Source organism: Achromobacter xylosoxidans (genome assembly GCF_002192695.1).
Lineage (GTDB): Bacteria > Pseudomonadota > Gammaproteobacteria > Burkholderiales > Burkholderiaceae_B > Achromobacter > Achromobacter xylosoxidans_C.
On the sequence record NZ_MTLG01000081.1, the window covers coordinates 122,061 to 139,492 of the forward strand.

At 59.5% G+C, this 17,432-nt stretch carries 14 protein-coding genes; 10 read left to right on the forward strand and 4 right to left on the reverse strand.

What is annotated here, in order from left to right:
* The first annotated feature begins 34 nt into the window (after positions 1–34).
* From BRO63_RS17870 to BRO63_RS17880, 3 genes are read left to right on the forward strand one after another with little or no spacing between them, the layout of a single operon-like run.
* Positions 35–1,606 carry an ABC transporter substrate-binding protein gene (locus BRO63_RS17870; RefSeq protein ID WP_054456311.1) on the forward strand — a complete coding sequence of 524 codons (1,572 nt, stop codon included), beginning with the start codon at positions 35–37 and terminating at the stop codon, positions 1,604–1,606.
* A 3-nt stretch (positions 1,607–1,609) separates the two neighbouring features.
* Positions 1,610–2,905 carry an acyl-CoA thioesterase/bile acid-CoA:amino acid N-acyltransferase family protein gene (locus BRO63_RS17875; RefSeq protein ID WP_088141064.1) on the forward strand — a complete coding sequence of 432 codons (1,296 nt, stop codon included), beginning with the start codon at positions 1,610–1,612 and terminating at the stop codon, positions 2,903–2,905.
* Positions 2,906–2,923: 18 nt separating this feature from the next.
* Entirely contained in the window at positions 2,924–4,093 is a 1,170-nt protein-coding gene (locus tag BRO63_RS17880) for a CMD domain protein (protein ID WP_088141065.1), read from the forward strand.
* An 87-nt stretch (positions 4,094–4,180) separates the two neighbouring features.
* Here BRO63_RS17880 and BRO63_RS17885 read toward each other — a convergent pair whose 3' ends face one another.
* A complete protein-coding gene (locus BRO63_RS17885; protein ID WP_088141066.1) occupies positions 4,181–4,810 on the reverse strand; it encodes a LysE family translocator in 630 nt (209 codons plus the stop codon).
* A 34-nt stretch (positions 4,811–4,844) separates the two neighbouring features.
* Complete coding sequence (locus BRO63_RS17890; protein ID WP_088141067.1) at positions 4,845–5,249, reverse strand: VOC family protein; 405 nt, start codon at positions 5,247–5,249, stop codon at positions 4,845–4,847.
* A gap of 230 nt (positions 5,250–5,479) precedes the next feature.
* Between BRO63_RS17890 and BRO63_RS17895 the strand changes: the two genes are divergently transcribed.
* The 7 genes from BRO63_RS17895 to BRO63_RS17930 all read left to right on the forward strand — a co-directional run bounded on the left by BRO63_RS17895 (position 5,480) and on the right by BRO63_RS17930 (position 14,025).
* Positions 5,480–6,340: a class I SAM-dependent methyltransferase gene (locus BRO63_RS17895; RefSeq protein WP_088141068.1), complete on the forward strand. Its 861-nt coding sequence runs from the start codon at positions 5,480–5,482 to the stop codon at positions 6,338–6,340.
* 106 nt (positions 6,341–6,446) lie between these two features.
* Positions 6,447–7,022 carry a hypothetical protein gene (locus BRO63_RS17900; protein ID WP_088141069.1) on the forward strand — a complete coding sequence of 192 codons (576 nt, stop codon included), beginning with the start codon at positions 6,447–6,449 and terminating at the stop codon, positions 7,020–7,022.
* Positions 7,023–7,936: 914 nt separating this feature from the next.
* On the forward strand, positions 7,937–8,236 hold the full coding sequence (locus BRO63_RS17910; protein WP_088141070.1) for a hypothetical protein: 300 nt from the start codon (positions 7,937–7,939) through the stop codon (positions 8,234–8,236).
* Positions 8,237–8,817: 581 nt separating this feature from the next.
* Positions 8,818–9,795: an ABC-three component system protein gene (locus tag BRO63_RS17915; protein ID WP_256943342.1), complete on the forward strand. Its 978-nt coding sequence runs from the start codon at positions 8,818–8,820 to the stop codon at positions 9,793–9,795.
* Entirely contained in the window at positions 9,783–10,280 is a 498-nt protein-coding gene (locus tag BRO63_RS17920) for an ABC-three component system middle component 2 (protein WP_218824103.1), read from the forward strand. The genes BRO63_RS17915 and BRO63_RS17920 overlap by 13 nt, the downstream gene beginning before the upstream one ends.
* 134 nt (positions 10,281–10,414) lie before the next feature.
* A complete protein-coding gene (locus BRO63_RS17925; RefSeq protein ID WP_179215138.1) occupies positions 10,415–12,151 on the forward strand; it encodes a hypothetical protein in 1,737 nt (578 codons plus the stop codon).
* A gap of 380 nt (positions 12,152–12,531) precedes the next feature.
* Positions 12,532–14,025, forward strand: coding sequence for a hypothetical protein (locus tag BRO63_RS17930; RefSeq protein WP_088141073.1), 1,494 nt, complete (start codon positions 12,532–12,534; stop codon positions 14,023–14,025).
* 72 nt (positions 14,026–14,097) lie between these two features.
* Here BRO63_RS17930 and BRO63_RS17935 read toward each other — a convergent pair whose 3' ends face one another.
* Together BRO63_RS17935 and BRO63_RS17940 are read right to left on the reverse strand one after the other, a co-directional pair.
* Positions 14,098–14,724, reverse strand: a complete 627-nt coding sequence (locus BRO63_RS17935; RefSeq protein WP_088141074.1) for a tyrosine-type recombinase/integrase — start codon at positions 14,722–14,724, stop codon at positions 14,098–14,100.
* Between the two features lie 134 nt (positions 14,725–14,858).
* On the reverse strand, positions 14,859–17,285 hold the full coding sequence (locus BRO63_RS17940) for an AAA family ATPase (protein ID WP_088141075.1): 2,427 nt from the start codon (positions 17,283–17,285) through the stop codon (positions 14,859–14,861).
* Positions 17,286–17,432 lie beyond the last annotated feature (147 nt).

Genomic DNA, 17,432 nt, shown 5'->3' on the forward strand with positions numbered 1-17,432 from the left:
ACCGCCAGTTCCCCCTATACCAAGGACCCCGAACATGAAACGCCTGATTCTCACTACCCTGACCGCCGCCATCCTCGGCGCTTCCGCCGCAGCAAGCGCCGACGACCTGTCCATCGGCTTCGCCGACCCGCTGTCGTCCCTGGACCCGCAACTGAACAACCACGCCGGCGACCGCTCGGTGGCCCTGCACTTCTGGGACCTGCTGATCGAGAACAAGTGGAACAAGCTGCAGCCCGGCCTGGCCGTCAGCTGGAAGCCGCTGGACGACAAGACCTGGGAATTCAAGCTGCGCGAAGGCGTCAAGTGGCAGGACGGCACGCCCTTCACCGCCGACGACCTGATCTACTCCTACACCCGCGCGCGCGCCGTGCCCGGCAGCGTGGCCACCTATGCCGGCTACCTGCGCACCATCGACACGATGACCGCCAAGGATCCGCTGACGCTCATCGTCAAGACCAAGGCCCCCAACCCCGACCTGCCACTGAACCTGGCCTCGGTGCACGTGGTCAGCAAGCACGTCGGTGAAAAGTCCACCACCGAAGACTACAACTCGGGCAAGGCCATGGTCGGCACCGGCCCCTACAAGTTCGTGTCGTACACCCCCGGCGACCGCGTCATCATGGAACGCAACGACGGCTACTGGGGCGACAAGCAGATCTGGGACAAGGTCAACTACCGCTACATCAACAACGCCGCCGCCCGCACCGCCGCGCTCCTGGCCGGCGACGTGGACGTGATCGACAAGGTCTCGGTGTCCGACCTGGCCAAGCTGCAAAAGGCCGCCAACGTCTCGGTCTACCCCTACGACGGCCTGCGCGTCATGCTGCTGCAGCCCAGCTTCAACCCCGCGCCCAACCAGTACATCACCGACAACAACGGCAAGCCGCTGGACAAGAACCCGCTGCTGGACGTGCGCGTGCGCCAGGCCCTGAACCTGGCCATCAACCGCAAGGCCATCGCCGACCGCATCCTGCAAGGCGCCGCCACCGAAGCCAACCAGTGGATGCCCAAGGGCACCATCGGCTACAACCCCGACGTCAAGGACATCCCCAACGACGTCGCCCAAGCCAAGAAGCTGCTGGCCGAAGCCGGCTACCCGGACGGCTTCAAGCTGACCATGCACGTGCCCAACGACCGCTACCCGCAAGGCCCGGAAACCGCCCAGGCCGTGGCGCAGTTCTGGACCCGCGCCGGCGTCAAGACCCAGGTGGAAGTCGTGCCATGGGCCGTGTACTCGGGCCGCGCCAACAAGAACGAATTCGCGGTCAGCATGCTGGCCTGGGGCAACGGCACCGGCGAAGGCAGCTACGCGCTGGTCAACATCCTGGCCACCGCCGACGCCAAGAAGGGCCTGGGCGCGTCCAACTGGGGCCGCTACAGCAACCCCAAGGTCGACGCCGCGCTGGAACAATCCACCTCGGAATTCGACGTGGCCAAGCGTGAAGCCATCCTGCGCGACTCCGTCAAGATCGTGTACGACGACGTCGGCATCATCCCGCTGTTCCACTACAAGAACATCTGGGCCACCAAGAAGGGCCTGAAGGTCACCCCCATGACCAGCGACCGCACGGCCGCCATGATGGTGACGAAAGAATCGGGCAAGTAAGCCATGACGCCCACCCTAACCATCACCCCGGCCGTCGACCTGATTGACGTGCCGCGCCAGATCCGGGTCGAACACGTCGCGCCCGGCCAGACGGTGGAGATCACCGCCCTGACCCGCCGCAACGGCGTGCTCTGGCAAAGCCAGGCCGCCTTCGTGGCGGGCGCGGACGGCACGGTGGACCTGGGCCGCGATGCCCCAGTGTCCGGCGACTACGCCGGCGTGGCGCCCATGGGCCTGGTCTGGTCGCAGTCCCCCGTGGACTCGTCCAGCCGCGAACACTTCAACCACCCGGTGACCGATGCCCTGGTCACCGACGTGGTGGCGCGCGCCGCCGGCGCGCAGGCCCAGGCCAGCTTCACCCAGCGCCTGGCGGCTGACGGCGTCACCCGCCAGGACGTGCGCGAGGAAGGCCTGGTCGGCACGCTGTACCTGCCGCCCGGCCCCGGCCCGTTCCCGGCCGTCATGATCCTGAACGGCTCGGGCGGCGGCATCAACGAACCGCGCGCGGCGCTGTATGCGTCCCGTGGCTACGCCGCCTTCGCGCTGGCCTACTTCAAGGCGCCGGGCCTGTCGGACTACATCTCCAACACCCCGCTGGAATACTTCCAGACCGGCCTGCGCTGGCTGCGCAAGAAGGTCAGCCCCAAGCACGACTTCGTCGCCATCAGCGGCCAGTCGCGCGGCGGCGAACTGGTGCTGCTGCTGGGCGCTACCTTCCCCGAGGAAGTCTCGGCCGTGGTCGCCTACGTGCCCGGCGCCGTGGTCCACAGCGGCCAGAATGCCTGCGATCCCAAGATCGGCCGCGAAGGCCCCACGTGGCTGTTGGGCGGCAAGCCCATCCCCCACGTCTGGGAAAACAACCGCACCGCCACCTGGGCGCCCTTCGACGAAGGCCCCTCCCCGCACCGCCACGAGAAAGCCATCCTCACCGCCCTGCAAGACCCCGATGCCGTGGCCCGCGCCCGCATCAAGGTCGAAGACATCCAGGGCCCCGTCATGCTGCTGTCCGGCACCGACGACGGCTCCTGGCCGTCCAGCATCTATTCCAAGATGGTGCAGGACAAGCTGGCCGAGGTGAACCATCCCTATCCGGTCGAGTGGCTGGACTACGAGAACGGCGGGCACTCCATCCTGTTCCCCTACGTGCCCACCACCCAGCTCGTCTACGCCCACCCCGTGTCCGGCAAGATCAGCACCAGCGGCGGCAACCCCAAGGACAACGCCCGCGCCGACCAGGAATCCTGGGAAGGCGTGAAGCAGTTCCTGGACGCCGCTGTCGCAGCGCGCGCCACCAAGTAAAGCATCAAGGAGATCCGCATGGCTGAACCCATCGTCTACAACGTCACGGACGACCTCGTCGACCGCCTGATCGGCCTGGCCCCGGGCGCCAAGACCTACGAAGTGCGCCACTTCCGCGAGAAGGTCGCCGCCGCCACCCAAGGCAGCTACGACGCCCTGTTCGACCCCGCGCTGCCCGGCCTGTCCCTGGCCGAGCGCCTGCTGGTCGCGCTGTACGCCACCCGCATCACCCCGTCGCCGCTGCTGGCCGCGCACTACCGCACCCGCCTGACCGACGCCGGCGCCACCCCGGCCGACATCGTCGTCGCCGAATCCGGCAAGCCGTCAGACGCCGCTACCCCGCGCCTGGCCGCCATCCTGGAATTCACGCGCAAGCTGATCGAGAAGCCCGTCGAGGGCGACGAAGCCGCGCTGAAGACCCTGCCCGCCGCCGGCGTCTCCACGCCCGCCGTGGTCACGCTGTCCCAGCTCGTCGCCTTCCTGTCCTACCAGGTCCGCCTCGTCGCCGGCCTGGAAGCCATGAAGGCCCTGGAAGGCCTGCCCGAGCGCGCCGCAGGCACCCCGCCCGCGCCCTTCCCCGCCAACACCGCCGCCACCGCGCCCGGCGCGGTGATCAAGGCCCATGGTTTCACCAACGAGTCGCTGGAATGGAAGGCCTGGCTGGACGTGGTCAACGTCGAAACCGCCACGCCCGAACAGGTCGCCGTCCTGGAAGAAAGTCACCCCAAGGCCAAGGTCTCGGACTACTACCTGTTCCTGGTGCATCAGCCTGAAATCCTACGCCAGCGCTCGACGGCGTTCAACGCCATCATGTACGCGCCGGGTGGACTGTCGCGGGCAGAACGCGAACTGGGTTCGACCTACGTGTCGCGTATCAACGGCTGCGTGTACTGCGCGTCCGTGCATGCCCAGCGTTTCGAACAGCTGGCCAAGCGCAACGAGGTCATCGCGCAGGTGTTCGAGGATCCCGCCACCGCTGGCACCACGGCGCGAGAACTGGCCATCGGCAAGTTCTCGATCCAGATCACCGAAGCGCCTGCCGCGGTGAACGCCGACAGCATCCAGGCCCTGAAGGATGCGGGCTTGAACGAAGGCGAGATCCTGGACCTGCTGCATTCGGATGCGATCTTCGCCTGGGCGAATCGCTTGATGCTGAACCTGGGCGAGCCGGTTTTCCCGCAGGCTTGATCCTGCGGCGTCCGGCCGCTAGCGTGCCGGACGCTTTGCCTGAAGCTTGTCATCGCCGACGCTGGTCGGCGATGACAACCCGCCCTATCAACGCTGCCAGGGCAGCAGCTTGACGCCCGCAACGCCAAACACCACGGCCACCGTCCCTTCGATCCAACGCCGCAGCCTGGCGTACAGCGCAATCATTGGCGCGGTCGAGAACGCGATGGCATAGCCGCCGAACACCATCACGCCGAGCAACGCACAACCGCCGATGATCGCGGGCAAGGTGCCATCCGACGCGCTCTCCCCCAGCCCCAGCGACATGATCGCCAACCAGGCCAGCACCGCCTTGGGGTTGCCGATATGCATCAGCACGCCCTGGCGGTACAGCACCCGATAGCGCGGCGTCACACGGCCCGTTTCCACGTTCACAAAGGCCGCGCCCGGCCGCAGCGCCGACCTGCCGGTGCGGAACGCCAGATAGAGCAGATAGACTCCCCCCACCACCTTGATGACGAATAGCGCCTGGGCCGAAGCCGCCAGCACGGCGGAAATCCCGGTCGCCGCCAGCGTCGCCCAAAACAACGAGCCCGTAATGACGCCCGCCGCCAACGCCAGGGCCGGCACACGGCCGTCACGCATCGCCGTTGCCATGATCGCCATATTGCTGGGTCCGGGGCTGGCCGTGGCAATCAGATAAGTGCCGTACACAAGAGCAAGCTGACTCACGAGCATTTGCGTTTCTCCAGGGATGTCGGGCCTCTTCGCCTTACAGCGGAAGGTCTCCGCGATGAACGATGTGGACCTTGTTGCCGTCAGGATCGCGCAGATACGCGCCAAAGTAGCCGTCGCCATAATGAGGACGTACCCCCGGCGCCCCTTCGTCCGTCCCGCCCTGCGCAAGCCCGCCCGCATGGGCCAGGCTCACGGCTTCCTGCGTAGGAGCCAGGAAAGCGACCATGCTGCCATTGCCCACCGTCGCCGGCTCGCCATCGTAGGGCATGTAGACGTAGAAGCGCGGCAGCAGCGCCTGACCGGTCACCCAGCAAAGCGCCAAGGGCCCGCCATCCGGCGTGACAATACGACGCTTCAACCCGAGCGGAAGCAGCACCGCGTCATAAAAACGGCCCGCGCGTTCAAGATCACGCGTCCCGACAGTGATATGGCTGAACATTTGACGACTCTCCCTGCGCCCGCCCTGAGGGTCAGGCGCTTTCAGAAATGCATGACATGCCTCAATCGCATCGGGCATGTTACTCGCATGCCAGATAACCTGGATCGCAAAATACTGCACAGTCCAGGGCCGGTTTTCCCGGTTCGCCAGCGTCGGCGGCGTTTTCGTTAAACTGACGCTTTCCGCCTACTCGTGCGCCCCGCCCATCGCGGGGCGCATTGCCTTACCCCATGTCCGACAAAACCCACGACATCCGCCCCGGCCAGTCGATCGAACTGCTCAAGGCCCTGCACATCCTGACCCGCGACGGCAAGATGAACCAGGACAGCCGCCGCAAACTCAAACAGGTCTACCACCTGTTCCAGTTCATCGAGCCGCTGCTCAAAGACGTCCAACAACAACGCGGCGCCGTCACCCTCGCCGACCACGGCGCGGGCAAGTCGTACCTGGGCTTCATCCTCTACGACCTGTTCTTCAAGGAACAGCCCGAGGCGCTCGCGAACGGCTCCCACATCTACGGCATCGAAACCCGCGAAGAACTGGTGAAGTCATCGGAAGAACTGGCCAAGCGGCTGGGGTTTGGCGGCATGTCGTTCCTGAACCTGTCGGTCGCCGATTCGATCACGTCGGACAAACTGCCCGCCACGATTGACGTCGTCACCGCCCTGCACGCCTGCAATACTGCTACCGACGACGCGATTCATTTCGCGTTGGAGAAGAAAGCCAAGTACATCGTCGTCGTGCCCTGCTGCCAGGCGGAAGTGGCTTCGGTGCTGCGCAAGAACAAGGCTAAGGCGCTGGCTGATCCGCTGGCTGAGATTTGGCGGCATCCGCTGCATACGCGGGAATTCGGGAGCCAGATCACCAATGTGCTGCGGTGCTTGCAGCTGGAAGCGCATGGGTATCAGGTCAGCGTAACTGAGCTGGTGGGATGGGAGCATTCGATGAAGAATGAGCTGATCATCGCGCAGTACAAGGATTTGCCGCGCAGGAAGGCGGCTGAGCGGCTGACGGAGATGCTGGATAGGATCGGGTTGCAGGAGTTGAAGGATCGGTTCTTTGTGCCGAAACCTGCAGAGGCGGCGGCGTAAGCGCCTGTCGTGCTTCATGCAGCAGAGTCAGCATCTGTGCGTGCCCTGGTCTTCTGCCAGACGCACCGTCTGACACGGTGAACGCCATTCAAACAGCTTTCCCCACATGTCCTCCCGCCCGCGCAAGGCCGCCCCAGAGCATACGGCGCTGCTAACAGCGGCCTTCCCCGCGCGACTGCAAGCCGAAGCAGCATACATCGCCGAGGATATCTGCCCCTCGGTCATGAGCGGCCGCGGACTGTCCGTCATCGTGCAGGACGAGTCATTGACGCTGCCCTATCGCGTTCAGCATGGGGGCGGCGAATCCTTGTCTTCCAAGCTGGACGAACCCCAGGCACTGATCTACGCGTGCATACAGTCACGCCATCATGACGGCCACGTACGCCAGCGCCAAATTGAGCGGCTGGCAGGGACGTCCGAGCCTTGGGTTGTACCGTTCATGGTGCAGCTCTGCAGCGAATACGTCGTTGAAGTCCTGCAGGACATTGAGGCGTGCTTGCCCTTGCTGGACAAGCACGTCTATGGAACGGTTCTTCGAGGCAATCCGGCCTTTCTGCATCTGGCGCAACAACGCATGACCAGCTACTGGGACTGCTACTACCGGCGGCGTTGGCGCAGAAGCGAAACCTATGTGGGGTTTCGCTTGTTCAAGCAGTTTCGCGAGTGGCAGGTCTCAGACTGAGGCCTTACGAGCTTGAAAGCTTGATCCGCGGATCAATTGCCGGAGCTGCGGCGCAACCGGTCGGATGAGTTCTTGTTCAAGCGCTTCGCTTCGTCTTCCGCGTAGTCTTCCTCGCCCTCTTCGTACTTGCCTTCATACATGCAGCTGCTGCGGTTCCATCCGCACTCGCCGCCTAACGAGCAACCGGAGCTCAAGGCGGCAAGGAACAAGAGGATGCTGCAACGGCCTAATCTTTGAATCGACATATCGCTCCCTGGTGATCGGGGTAGTGTACGGGATGGGGATGACGACTAAGGGGCGCAAGTCGCACCAGGACTTCATCTTGTACGACCTATTCCTCAACGAGCATCCCTGGGCGCTCACGGACGGCTCCCTCATCTACACGCATCGAAACCCTCGAAGACCTGGTGAAGTCATCGGACGAACGGACCAAGCGGCTGATGCGATCCGGGATACCCTTCGTGAACCCGTTCGTGGCCTTTTCGATCACGTCGGATTAGGTTGGCGAGAATCGGATTGCAGAAACTGGAGGACCGATTTTTCCTGTCTAAAGTTGCGTGAAAAATGGGCAATGGACCACTTGAGATCCCTTGTCCGTTTACGCATCAGTCTCCGAAAGGGACGAAAATGCCACTCGCCGCATTACTGCCATGATCCGTTCCGCCTATACTTGCCCTGCGATCGCACCAACGATCGCCCGGATTGACAGCCGGAGTTAACAGGAGCGGACAGCCGCCGCAATAGCGGCATTTTTACGTCCGTCGGTCGACGCACGTCCCTGCAATGGGCGGGCCTAGGCTGGGGCACGTTCGCGTGCGCCGGTTGCTCCTGTTACCGGTCTGTCAACCCGGCCTTGTGCCCGCCCACCCCGATTGACAGCGGGACGCGGGCTCCTTACTCAACAGGAGGCCGTAATGAATGATCACCCCTACACCCTTGACCGTTGGGCAACGCCGGATGATCCCGAGCATGGCCTTGTTCGGTTTTCTGACCTCCGGAAGATGGAGCGGGCTTGCCAGGGAATTTGGGCAATTAGCCGAATCGTCGGCAATGGAGCAAATGACTCGGAGAGAGCCGGTAAGCAGCAGCTCGATCATTGGGTTGTATCCAACTTGCTAGGCGGCATTGAAAGTCTCTGCGATCACATCACAGATCTTGTTGAATCTGCTTTTGATGAATTCAGATTCACCGACGAAGCAAAACCGATTCATTAACATATTTTTTCTGACGGAATCAGCATCGACGTGATGCTGACTCGCGATAGCACAGCCAGAACGTGAGATACAAGGGGGCCAGCTTACGACCCGAAGCCGCCGTTCGCAGGTCAAGGGACAACTCCTGCTGTGCTGCGACAGCAGAGCCACGCGGACGCTAGCTTTCAGCCACTTGCCGTCGAAGGGATTGGTCCGCGAACAGCTGCAATCGCGTCGAAAAAATTCTTTCGGCTAAGGCTCGGACCCCATAGTTGGCCCTGAGCGTGCGGTACCTACTGACGGACTCAGAGTAACGCACCCAACCATACGTACGGCCGGTATTCCCTCCCGTTCACTATCCCGCGAAGTGTTGGATTCGGAAATTTGCGGTATCCTTTGTTACACACTTGGCAACTTACCGGTGCCCATATTGCTAGCCTGGATCATAAGGTGACTTTGCTTCACCGGGTGGTCCGCTCCGCTCCTTCGAGCCGATTCTTACGCGAAAAGCCATGGCGACAACAGGACCACAAAAGCGAGTTCGGAGGAATCGATTTGAAGTCAAGAGGGGCGCAGCCCCACCATCTGCATTAGTACTTCTGATGAGCCCAGATCAGTGGGAGAAATTCATTGAAGTGGCCTGTGTTTCTCGTATTTTGGACGAAGGCACCAAGTACGCGGTAGTCAAGCAGATGGGCGGTGCGGGCGACGGTGGCCGCGACGTTGAAGCCAGGCTAGAGGAGCGGCTAATAACGTACCGGTGGGATCTCTACCAAGCCAAACATTATGACCATCCGCTATCTCCCACCGACGTATTCAAAGAGCTCGTGAAGGTTTTCAAGAATATTGACAGAGGAACGTACCCACCGCCCCGCAACTATTACCTGTGCGCGCCACAAGGCGTCGGCCCAGATCTTCACAACCTGCTCGCCGATCCCGCTAAGTTTAAAGGTCGTTTTCTTACAGATTGGGAAGGTGAGAAAACCGGCCTGCGAGGACGACGCGGTGAACTGACCGCAAGCGTGCGAACAATTGTCGAGTACTTCGATTTCGGATCTATCGTTGAATGCCAGACACGGACTCTCCTGGAGTGGCACGCACACGATCGAAAGGCACACTTTGAGCTATTCGGCATCGAGTCGGTACGTGGGGACGATCCCATCGCACCCGCTGCCCCAGACATCAAAGAGGAGGTGTACATCAGCCAGCTGTTGCGCGTGTATGGCGAGCTGGCCGGGGCGAATGTTACGTTGGATGAACTGATGCAGTCCGACCATGGGGAGCACTTCCAGAGCCATCGCGCGACGTTCTATTGCGCCGAAGGTTTGAAAACATTTAGCAGAGACTTGTTTGGTGAAGAAGAGTTCGACGCGCTGCTCGACATGGTATACGCCGGGATTCGCGCTAGGGTCACGAGTCCACGCCATCGCTTAGGGCTTGATCGCCTAGAGGCGGGAACCGACGGAGCGCAGGCCCTGACCGTAAGCGATAGCGTTTTGGCTCCTAAGCTACGGCCGGGCGACCTTCCCGGAACATGCCATCACCTAGCAAACGCCAAGAGGCTGCAATGGGTAAAGTAAAGCGCAAGCCCATGCCAGTGTTTAACTCGCCGTTCGAGCTTGGCATTCGGATGGTTTACCTTCTACAGGCCCTTGCCCCGTACGGCGCCGACCTGCAAAAGCTTGTACTGCTAGATTATGCGATCGTCTACTCGGGAGACCTGGACGGCCCAAGCAGCCTGCATACACCCATCCCCTACCGCGGCACTGAGCTCATGAGCCGCCGAGAGCTGATTGAGCAAGGCCTCTACCTCATGAGTACGCGAGGGCTGGTTACCGCCGGCTGGAATGTTGACGGCATTGACTACTACGCCGGCGCGACAGCGAGGACCATGACGGGCGCCTTGACTTCGCACTATCTGCTGGATCTCGAACAGCGGTGTGCGTGGGTCGCCGACAAGTACGGCGCCGCCACGTCCACCGAACTCATTGAGGAGTTCACGGCGAATGGTCATCTATGGGGAGCCGAACTAGAGACTGTTTCCAGCGAGGGTAAGTTGTTGTGAGAGTCATTCTTCTATCGTTGTCCGTCCATGGACCCGATCGCGAAACCGCAGAAGTGTCTTTTGCCACTAAGCGGCACCTGATTAGAGGTCCTAGCGAGACGGGCAAGTCGTACATATACGACACGCTGTGGTTCATGCTTGGTGGAAACGAACAACCAGCGACATTCCCGCTCACGGAGGGCTATCAGGAGTTTCGACTTCGGTTTTCGGTGGAAACACTGGAGTACGAAATTCGTCGAGCTCTCAGCGGCGGTCCCGGAGTGGTGCATATCCGCGCGCTTGACGGAGGGGAAAGTCTCGAATTTTCACCGCTTGATGTCGACGTGGGGGAGCTGCTAGTCGACCTGTCAGAAGCCAAAGGCAAACAGATCCTGCGTAATCACAGCAAGCGTGGACCAGTTACTGGCGATGACATTCGTCACTGGGCGCTCTGGTCACAGACCGAGCTTCCCTCGAAGAAGCCCACCGTGGGCGATGGTCAATCTGCGTCGAAGCGGGAAGCTTCGTTCCACCTGTTTCTCACTGGCACCGACGACGCCGGGATTCAACTGCGCAAAACCCAGAATGAGGTCGATCGGGCGCGAGGCGAACTCACGGCTGCCGAGAACGCCCTTTCGCGGGTGGAGTCAGTCATGCCGAACGACCTCAAACGCGAAGAGGTCCAGGAATCGCTAGAACGCGTGGACGAAACCTTGTCGGCTATGGCAAGCCAATATGAGGCTCGCGCATCATCGTTAAAGCAGCTGCGCAGCGCAGTAGTCGATGCGACCGACTCCTTGAAAATGGTGCACGGCAAGCGCAAGCACGTGGAGTCGATGATTTTCCGTTTCGAGTTGCTAGGACGCAAATACGCTAATGACCTGGAACGCTTGGGGGCCACGAACGAAGGTGTCGCCTTCTTCGAGGTTCTCCCAAGCGTTGCCTGCCCGCTATGCGCGTCGCCCACGATGCCTGTAGCCGATTTCCCGAACTCCAAAGCTGAATCTCCCGAGCGCTACCGCCAGGCGCTCGCAGCCGAGGCCGAGAAGATCCGAACGCTCAGCGTTGGCTTGCAGAGCGCCCTGGAGCACGAACGCGAGCGCCTTCGAACGTTGAAGCAGCAGGAGCATGGGCTGGTAGCCGATCTGGCTGCATTGCAGAATCGCGAGGCTATGGTCCTCAACAATGCGCGCGTTGAATTTGCTGCGGATCCCAAGACATTGGCGCTGCGACGATCAGAGCTGGCGAACCATCTCGGTAACTTCGACGAGATTAAGCATCTCAATTCAGAGATAGAAAGGCTCAGCAAGCTAACCGTGCGCAAACGCATTACGGTGACTCGTGAGAGCGGAACTTTCGGGCGAAAGGTCGCCGATGCAGCGAAGGCCCTGCTGGAGGCATGGGGCTTGAACGATATCGAGAACATCTCGCTCGACGATGAAGCATGCGATCTGCGCATCAACGATCGAAGCCGCTTGAGTTTCGGGGCGGGCATGCGGGGCATCTATCTGTCAGCGCTCGCCGTGTCTCTTATGGAAAACGCGCTGGCAGAGAACCTCCCGCATCTGGGCGTCGTGGTTCTCGACTCGCCGCTCAAAGCCTATGCCGATCCGAAGTCGGTTGAGGTCAAAGATGTCCCCTCAGCCACTGTTGTCGACAGCTTTTATAAATGGCTGTCGACGTGGAGCGGGCTGGGGCAGTTAATTGTCTTGGAGAACGAAGACGTCGAGCCCGCCACGGCCTCGGCTCTGAACCCGACTGTGTTCACGCGGATACGTGGTCAGGGCAGGTACGGTTTCTACCCCCTACGAGACGGGGTGCGCACACAGCGGCTGCTCGATGCCGCACCGCAGCAGCGCTACCCAACCGAGGGGCCCGAGGAATCTATTTAGTGGTTCGTCGCAGCCGCCTGCCGATCGGGCATGCCGACGCTCAATACGAAGGTGGCGAATTGCGAGCGGAAAAATTCGTTGCTCGATAACCTTTGGTTCTGAGTTCCGATCGACCGCATACCATTCTGCACCGGACACTCTTCTTTATCGTCGGGGCGGCCGCTCTGGGCCGCATGCTGCCTCCGATCGATATCCTCTTCCGTTTCGTTTCTGCCATTCTCCGCGCGCGCTCGGGCGCGAATAGGTGTCACTCGATCGATGGGCAGCGTGACGGCGTGGGAATAGAAACCTACGGTCAACACATGAAAGTGGCTTAGTAAAATGCGGGGCAATCCGACATAATTGATTGCCCTGCGTCGCAAAAGAGAAAAGGATTACGAATGGCGAATTCATGCATCGTGTGCGGCACAGCTGCCGGTTCTGGCGAACACGTTTTTCCCGCCGCGCTGGGGGGAAGGCGAACCAACAAGAACATCTACTGCACCAAGCACGACAATGGCTATTCCAGCCTAGTCGTGAACTTGGCTAATCAGATGGCCTTCTTCAACGCTCTGTTGGGTGTTGTTCCAGATCACGCCAACGATGTCAAAAGCGTTCTCGGACGCGACGAGCATACCGGTGAGGAGTTGAAGCTTTCGGTCAAGCAAAGTTCGTTCACAGCGCCACGCATCAGATCGCACCAGCAAGCGGGAGACGGTGTGCTCATGAGCATGTCCTTTTCCAGCCATCAAGAGATGAAGGATTGGCTTGCCCAAAAGAAGGCCGAAGGATTTGACGTGGAACCTTTGCAGAAGCCTGAAATGCGGACCTATTTCCTTGACGCGATCCATCACCGGCTTCAATTCGGCGGTCGATGCGGCCTTGGCGCGGTGGCGTATGTGACCCAGACTTTCCTGGCGCAGGAATTCCCGGAACTTGCCCGCACAGCCAACCTGGCGGAATTCATCGCCTATACGCAGGCAATTGCTGCTGTTGCCAGAATTCAAGGCGGCTGCGGCGAACCCACGGATGGCCCGCCCGATCCGAGATTGGAGCCAGCGCTGCAAGCGCTCGACGCGGCACTGGCGCCTTGGGGGGGGCAAGCGCCAGTTTGGTGGGATTTCGACCCGCAGCCTGACGCAACACCGAACACCTTTGAGTTCGGGCATCGTGTGACTGTTGGCGTTGACGCTGCGGACGGACAGATTTTTGGGCGCTTCTCACTATTCTCGTCAATCCACTTCTGCATGCGCTTTGGGATCGCGAGTGAGAGCATTGTGACCAAGACCGTAACAGTGGACATCGACCCCATGGCGGCCCATCCACCCCACGACATTAAGAAGGTCGAGTCCGCTTCAGCCACGGCTAGAGTAACGCCTCCGTCTCGGCCGACCGCAGGATTGGCGACCGCCGTTTCGGACAAGACCCAAGCGGCTGTCTTCAATGATTTGATCCGACGAATCGAAGCCCATTCCCTCGCCAAGGCGGCCGCAACGATACATGCTGAGCTCGCCGCCTATCACACCTTGCCATCCTCCGAAGGCGTTCAGCTCATCGCCCGCGTGATCGATCGGCAGGCGCAGCGCGTGTTGAATATGACTAAATGGGTGCTCCAAAACTTCAAGGCAAGGCTTCCGGCTCAATTGCTCCATGCGCTTGGGCCGATTATCGATTCGATGACTGCCCATGATCCAAAGTCGATCAATGGGTTGTCTCCAATGGCGAGCAAGGCGCTTGAACTCGCCAAGGGTGCGCTGGCCGCGAAGATGCGAGAGGACATGGAGGCGGGACGCCTCGACGAACGCCGGATTGCCGAGCTGATGGGTGAGGGGCCTGGCGCAGCAGTGATCGGTGAAATCGTCCTGGCGCCAATTGTCCAGGGGTGTGCGGGTTAAGCTCCGCCCGAACGTGTCTGGCGGCCAATGGCAGTAACTGGCCGCAAGCGACCGCTCGCCGGCCAGAATGCATCAAACCTCTGTTTGTTCAGTAATCTCAAGAGCATCGTAGACCTCGATGCCAAGGTCGCGAACTGTGCTTTCCAGCTTCGTATGCCCGAGCAGCAGCTGTACAGCCCGAAGATTCTTCGTCCGGCGGTAGATCAGCGAGGCTTTTGTACGTCGCATAGTGTGGGTTCCATATGCGGTATCGTCGAGGCCAATCGATGCGACCCAGCGATGCACAATCCGGGCGTATTGCCGCGTCGACAGATGCGGCGACGTATGCAACCGGCTCGGAAACAGAAAATCCGCCGCTTTTAGCCCTCGCGCTTCGATCCGTGCTTCAAGGCTCTCACGGGATTGCTCCGTAATCTCGAATTGGACCGGACGCTGGATCTTCTGTTGCATGACGGTAGCTCTCGCGGCTACGTGGCTTCCGTGACGGATGTCCTGTACCCGCAATCGCGTGAGATCGCACGCTCGAAGCTTGCTATCAATTGCGACATTGAACATCGCGAGTTCCCGGGTGTTCGAAGCCATCTGAAGTCTCATTCGAATTGCCCAAATTTCTCGGAGCTTTAGCGGCGGCTTCTGCCCGGTGAGCTTTCCCTTGTTCCATGGCACACGACGGTCAACGGCGGCATTCGCGGATTCCATGACAATCTCCTTTTGAGTAAAGGGAGATTCAGTGTGCTCCTACGGAGGGGCGCTATCCGACCCGTCACGGCCATTCGGCATGGATTGATTTATGTGCGGCTTCCGTCCAACAATCGAACATCGGGAGCGATTCTTCAGCCTACTCGCTCAGGCTCTCCAATGCTCTTTAACAGTGCGTTATATTGCACCTTGTCGGCAACGTAAATCTTGTCCAAGACATAGTTAGCTACCTTGGCGATCTCAGGAATTTCCACGGGCTTAAAGCCTCGATCTGGGACGGCCTCCAGGTGCGAAAACTCGTTGTTAAGCCGATTGACCAGTGCAACTGCTGTATCTTCCTCTTCCCCGAAGAATTTCTTAATACGTTCAAAGGCGTCGTTTCTATCATCATGATAGGGGTACTTGAAGAACAAAAAGGCTTCTAGAAATTTTCGCAGGTTGTTGCCAAAGCCGAAAAATGATTCATGGCTATCTGCTGCGGCAGCTTGATCTTTGCACTTATAGATTTGATGGAAGAGGTAGTGAAACTCAGTTATGTAATCTTTGAGATAAGACGGCATGAGCAAGATGTTGCTTGAAGCGCCGTTGCGCTCGATCATGAAATACTCGTGGTCATCGGCATTTTTCGTCTTGCCTTCACCAGCAGAGATTTTCTTCTTCGGAATGGACAGGCGCTTGAGGTACTTCAGGAAGTCCAGATTATGGGTGGAGATAAAAAGCTGCTTGTAGCGGTAGGCGTTTGAACCGTCAGCATTCTTGATCGGCTTGGCAATCAAGCTCTCAATCAAGCTGAACATGAAGAAGATATGGTTTCCGTCTAGGCTAGAAATTGGATCATCAATGTAGATAATCAGTTCTTTGCCTTTGCTCTCAGGGTCTTCTAGCTTGGCAATGAAATAGCAGAAGGCAATCAGGCTGCACTCGCCTTCGCTGAGGTTGTACGCGGCCTTGCCGTTTCGCGTGATTTCAAACTTGACCGTGGCTTTGTCTGCGCCGTCGCGGGCTTCAAGCTTGATACCGTCATGGCCGAAGAAGTTGTTGAGCAGAGAGTTGACTCGCTCGGCCCCCTTCCGTTCATCCTTTTGCTTGGCTCTCAAATTTTGGACTTCTGCTTCCGCGTCACGGATTTCTTTTTCCGCGTCCGTATGGGCCGTGCCTGCCGTGTCGGCGCCGGTCTTGAGGGTAGCTATGCGGGCAACCTCCTTGTCATAGGTGACAGCATCAGCAAACGCGAGCACGTCAGCCAAGCGAAGTGCATCTATGGCAGCAGTCTTGTCTTTTTCCAGGGTCCTCGTCTTGCCGTTGCTCGTGACGATCAGCGCATTGATGTCCTGAACATGCTTCTCGATCTCCTTGGCGTCATGGGATGGGGGCTTCAGAAGCACGAGCTGGAACAGGTTGTTCTTGCGAGTCTCAAGCGACTTCTTCAGGAATTCCAAGTCCTTTTTGTAGACACCAAGTGCTTCCGACAGTGCCTTGCTGCTCGCTTCAAACGCGGTACGCTCATCCGCATAAAACTGAGCACCTGTAAAGGTATTGAGTCCAGCAATGGACTTGATCTCGTCCGTGACTGACGCTATAGCAGCATCCAAGGCGGTTTCCAGGTCGTCCGACTCTTTGCTGAAGTGCTGGTCCAGCACCTGCCAAATGTCGTGCGGCAAGTCCTGTCGGCAGAAAGCACAGGTGTCTCGTTTGTCCCGGTGGTGTCCGATACCTTGCTTGACCCAAAGTTGCAAAGCGCTGTCCTTGAGCAGCTCTTCAATCGCTTTGGTAGGCGTTATCTCCTTGGATAGAAGAGGTTCAGCAGTGGCCTTCAGCGACTCCAGCTTGAGGGTGATGGCCAGAGTGCCTTCGATGTCAGGTAGGGCGTCCTGCTTGAGCAAGGTGAGCTTGCTTGCTTGTTCCTCAGGGGTCAGGGCGATGAAGCCGGGCTTACTGGTGGAAGCAATGTCGCGTTTGATGTGGTCGATGGTGTAGACGGGCACGCGGTACAGGGGATTCTTCTTGATCTTCTCAGCAGCATGTGAGCGCAGCTTCTGTTCCAAGCCGTTCAAAGCCGTGCTGTGGGCTGTCTTGGTGCGATCGCGCTCTTTCTTCTTGGCCTCCAGGTCAAAGCGCAGTCCAGCCTTGCCCTCCACACTACCAAGCTTGGCCTCGATGGCAGCAATGGCGTCGTCAATCTCCTTGTTCTGCTCACCGACGATGGCGAAGGTCTTGATAACACCTCCGATCTCCTGATTGACCAAGAAGCTCAGGTTGTCGGTCACGAAGTCGCGGTTGTAGACCCGCACATCATAGTTGTGCGTCAGCAGGTCAGCATCGGTGACCGCACCTTTCTCACCAGTCGCGGTGAAGGACGAGCCAATATAGTTCAGGGGGAGCTTACGCGTTTCCAGCGCGCGAAAAACACGAGAGAGAGTCGTCTTGCCAGAGTAGTTGCGTCCATAAAGGATATTCAGACGCTGGAAGAGCTTGACGTTTTTGCCGCTGTCCCGAACGGACCTTTTCCACTCCAGACCTTGGAAGCTACCAAAGCTTGCTATGTCTATCTGATTAATCACCGGCTCAGTCCTCCTATAGCGGCCCTCAGGCTGTTCGAAACAGAATGTTGCTTCAGTCTACAAGGCTCTCTTTGTCCAAGACCGAAAAATGGTGTCAGACTACAATTTAAGGAGCGAAATCGTAGTCTGACTACCATCATATTAAAT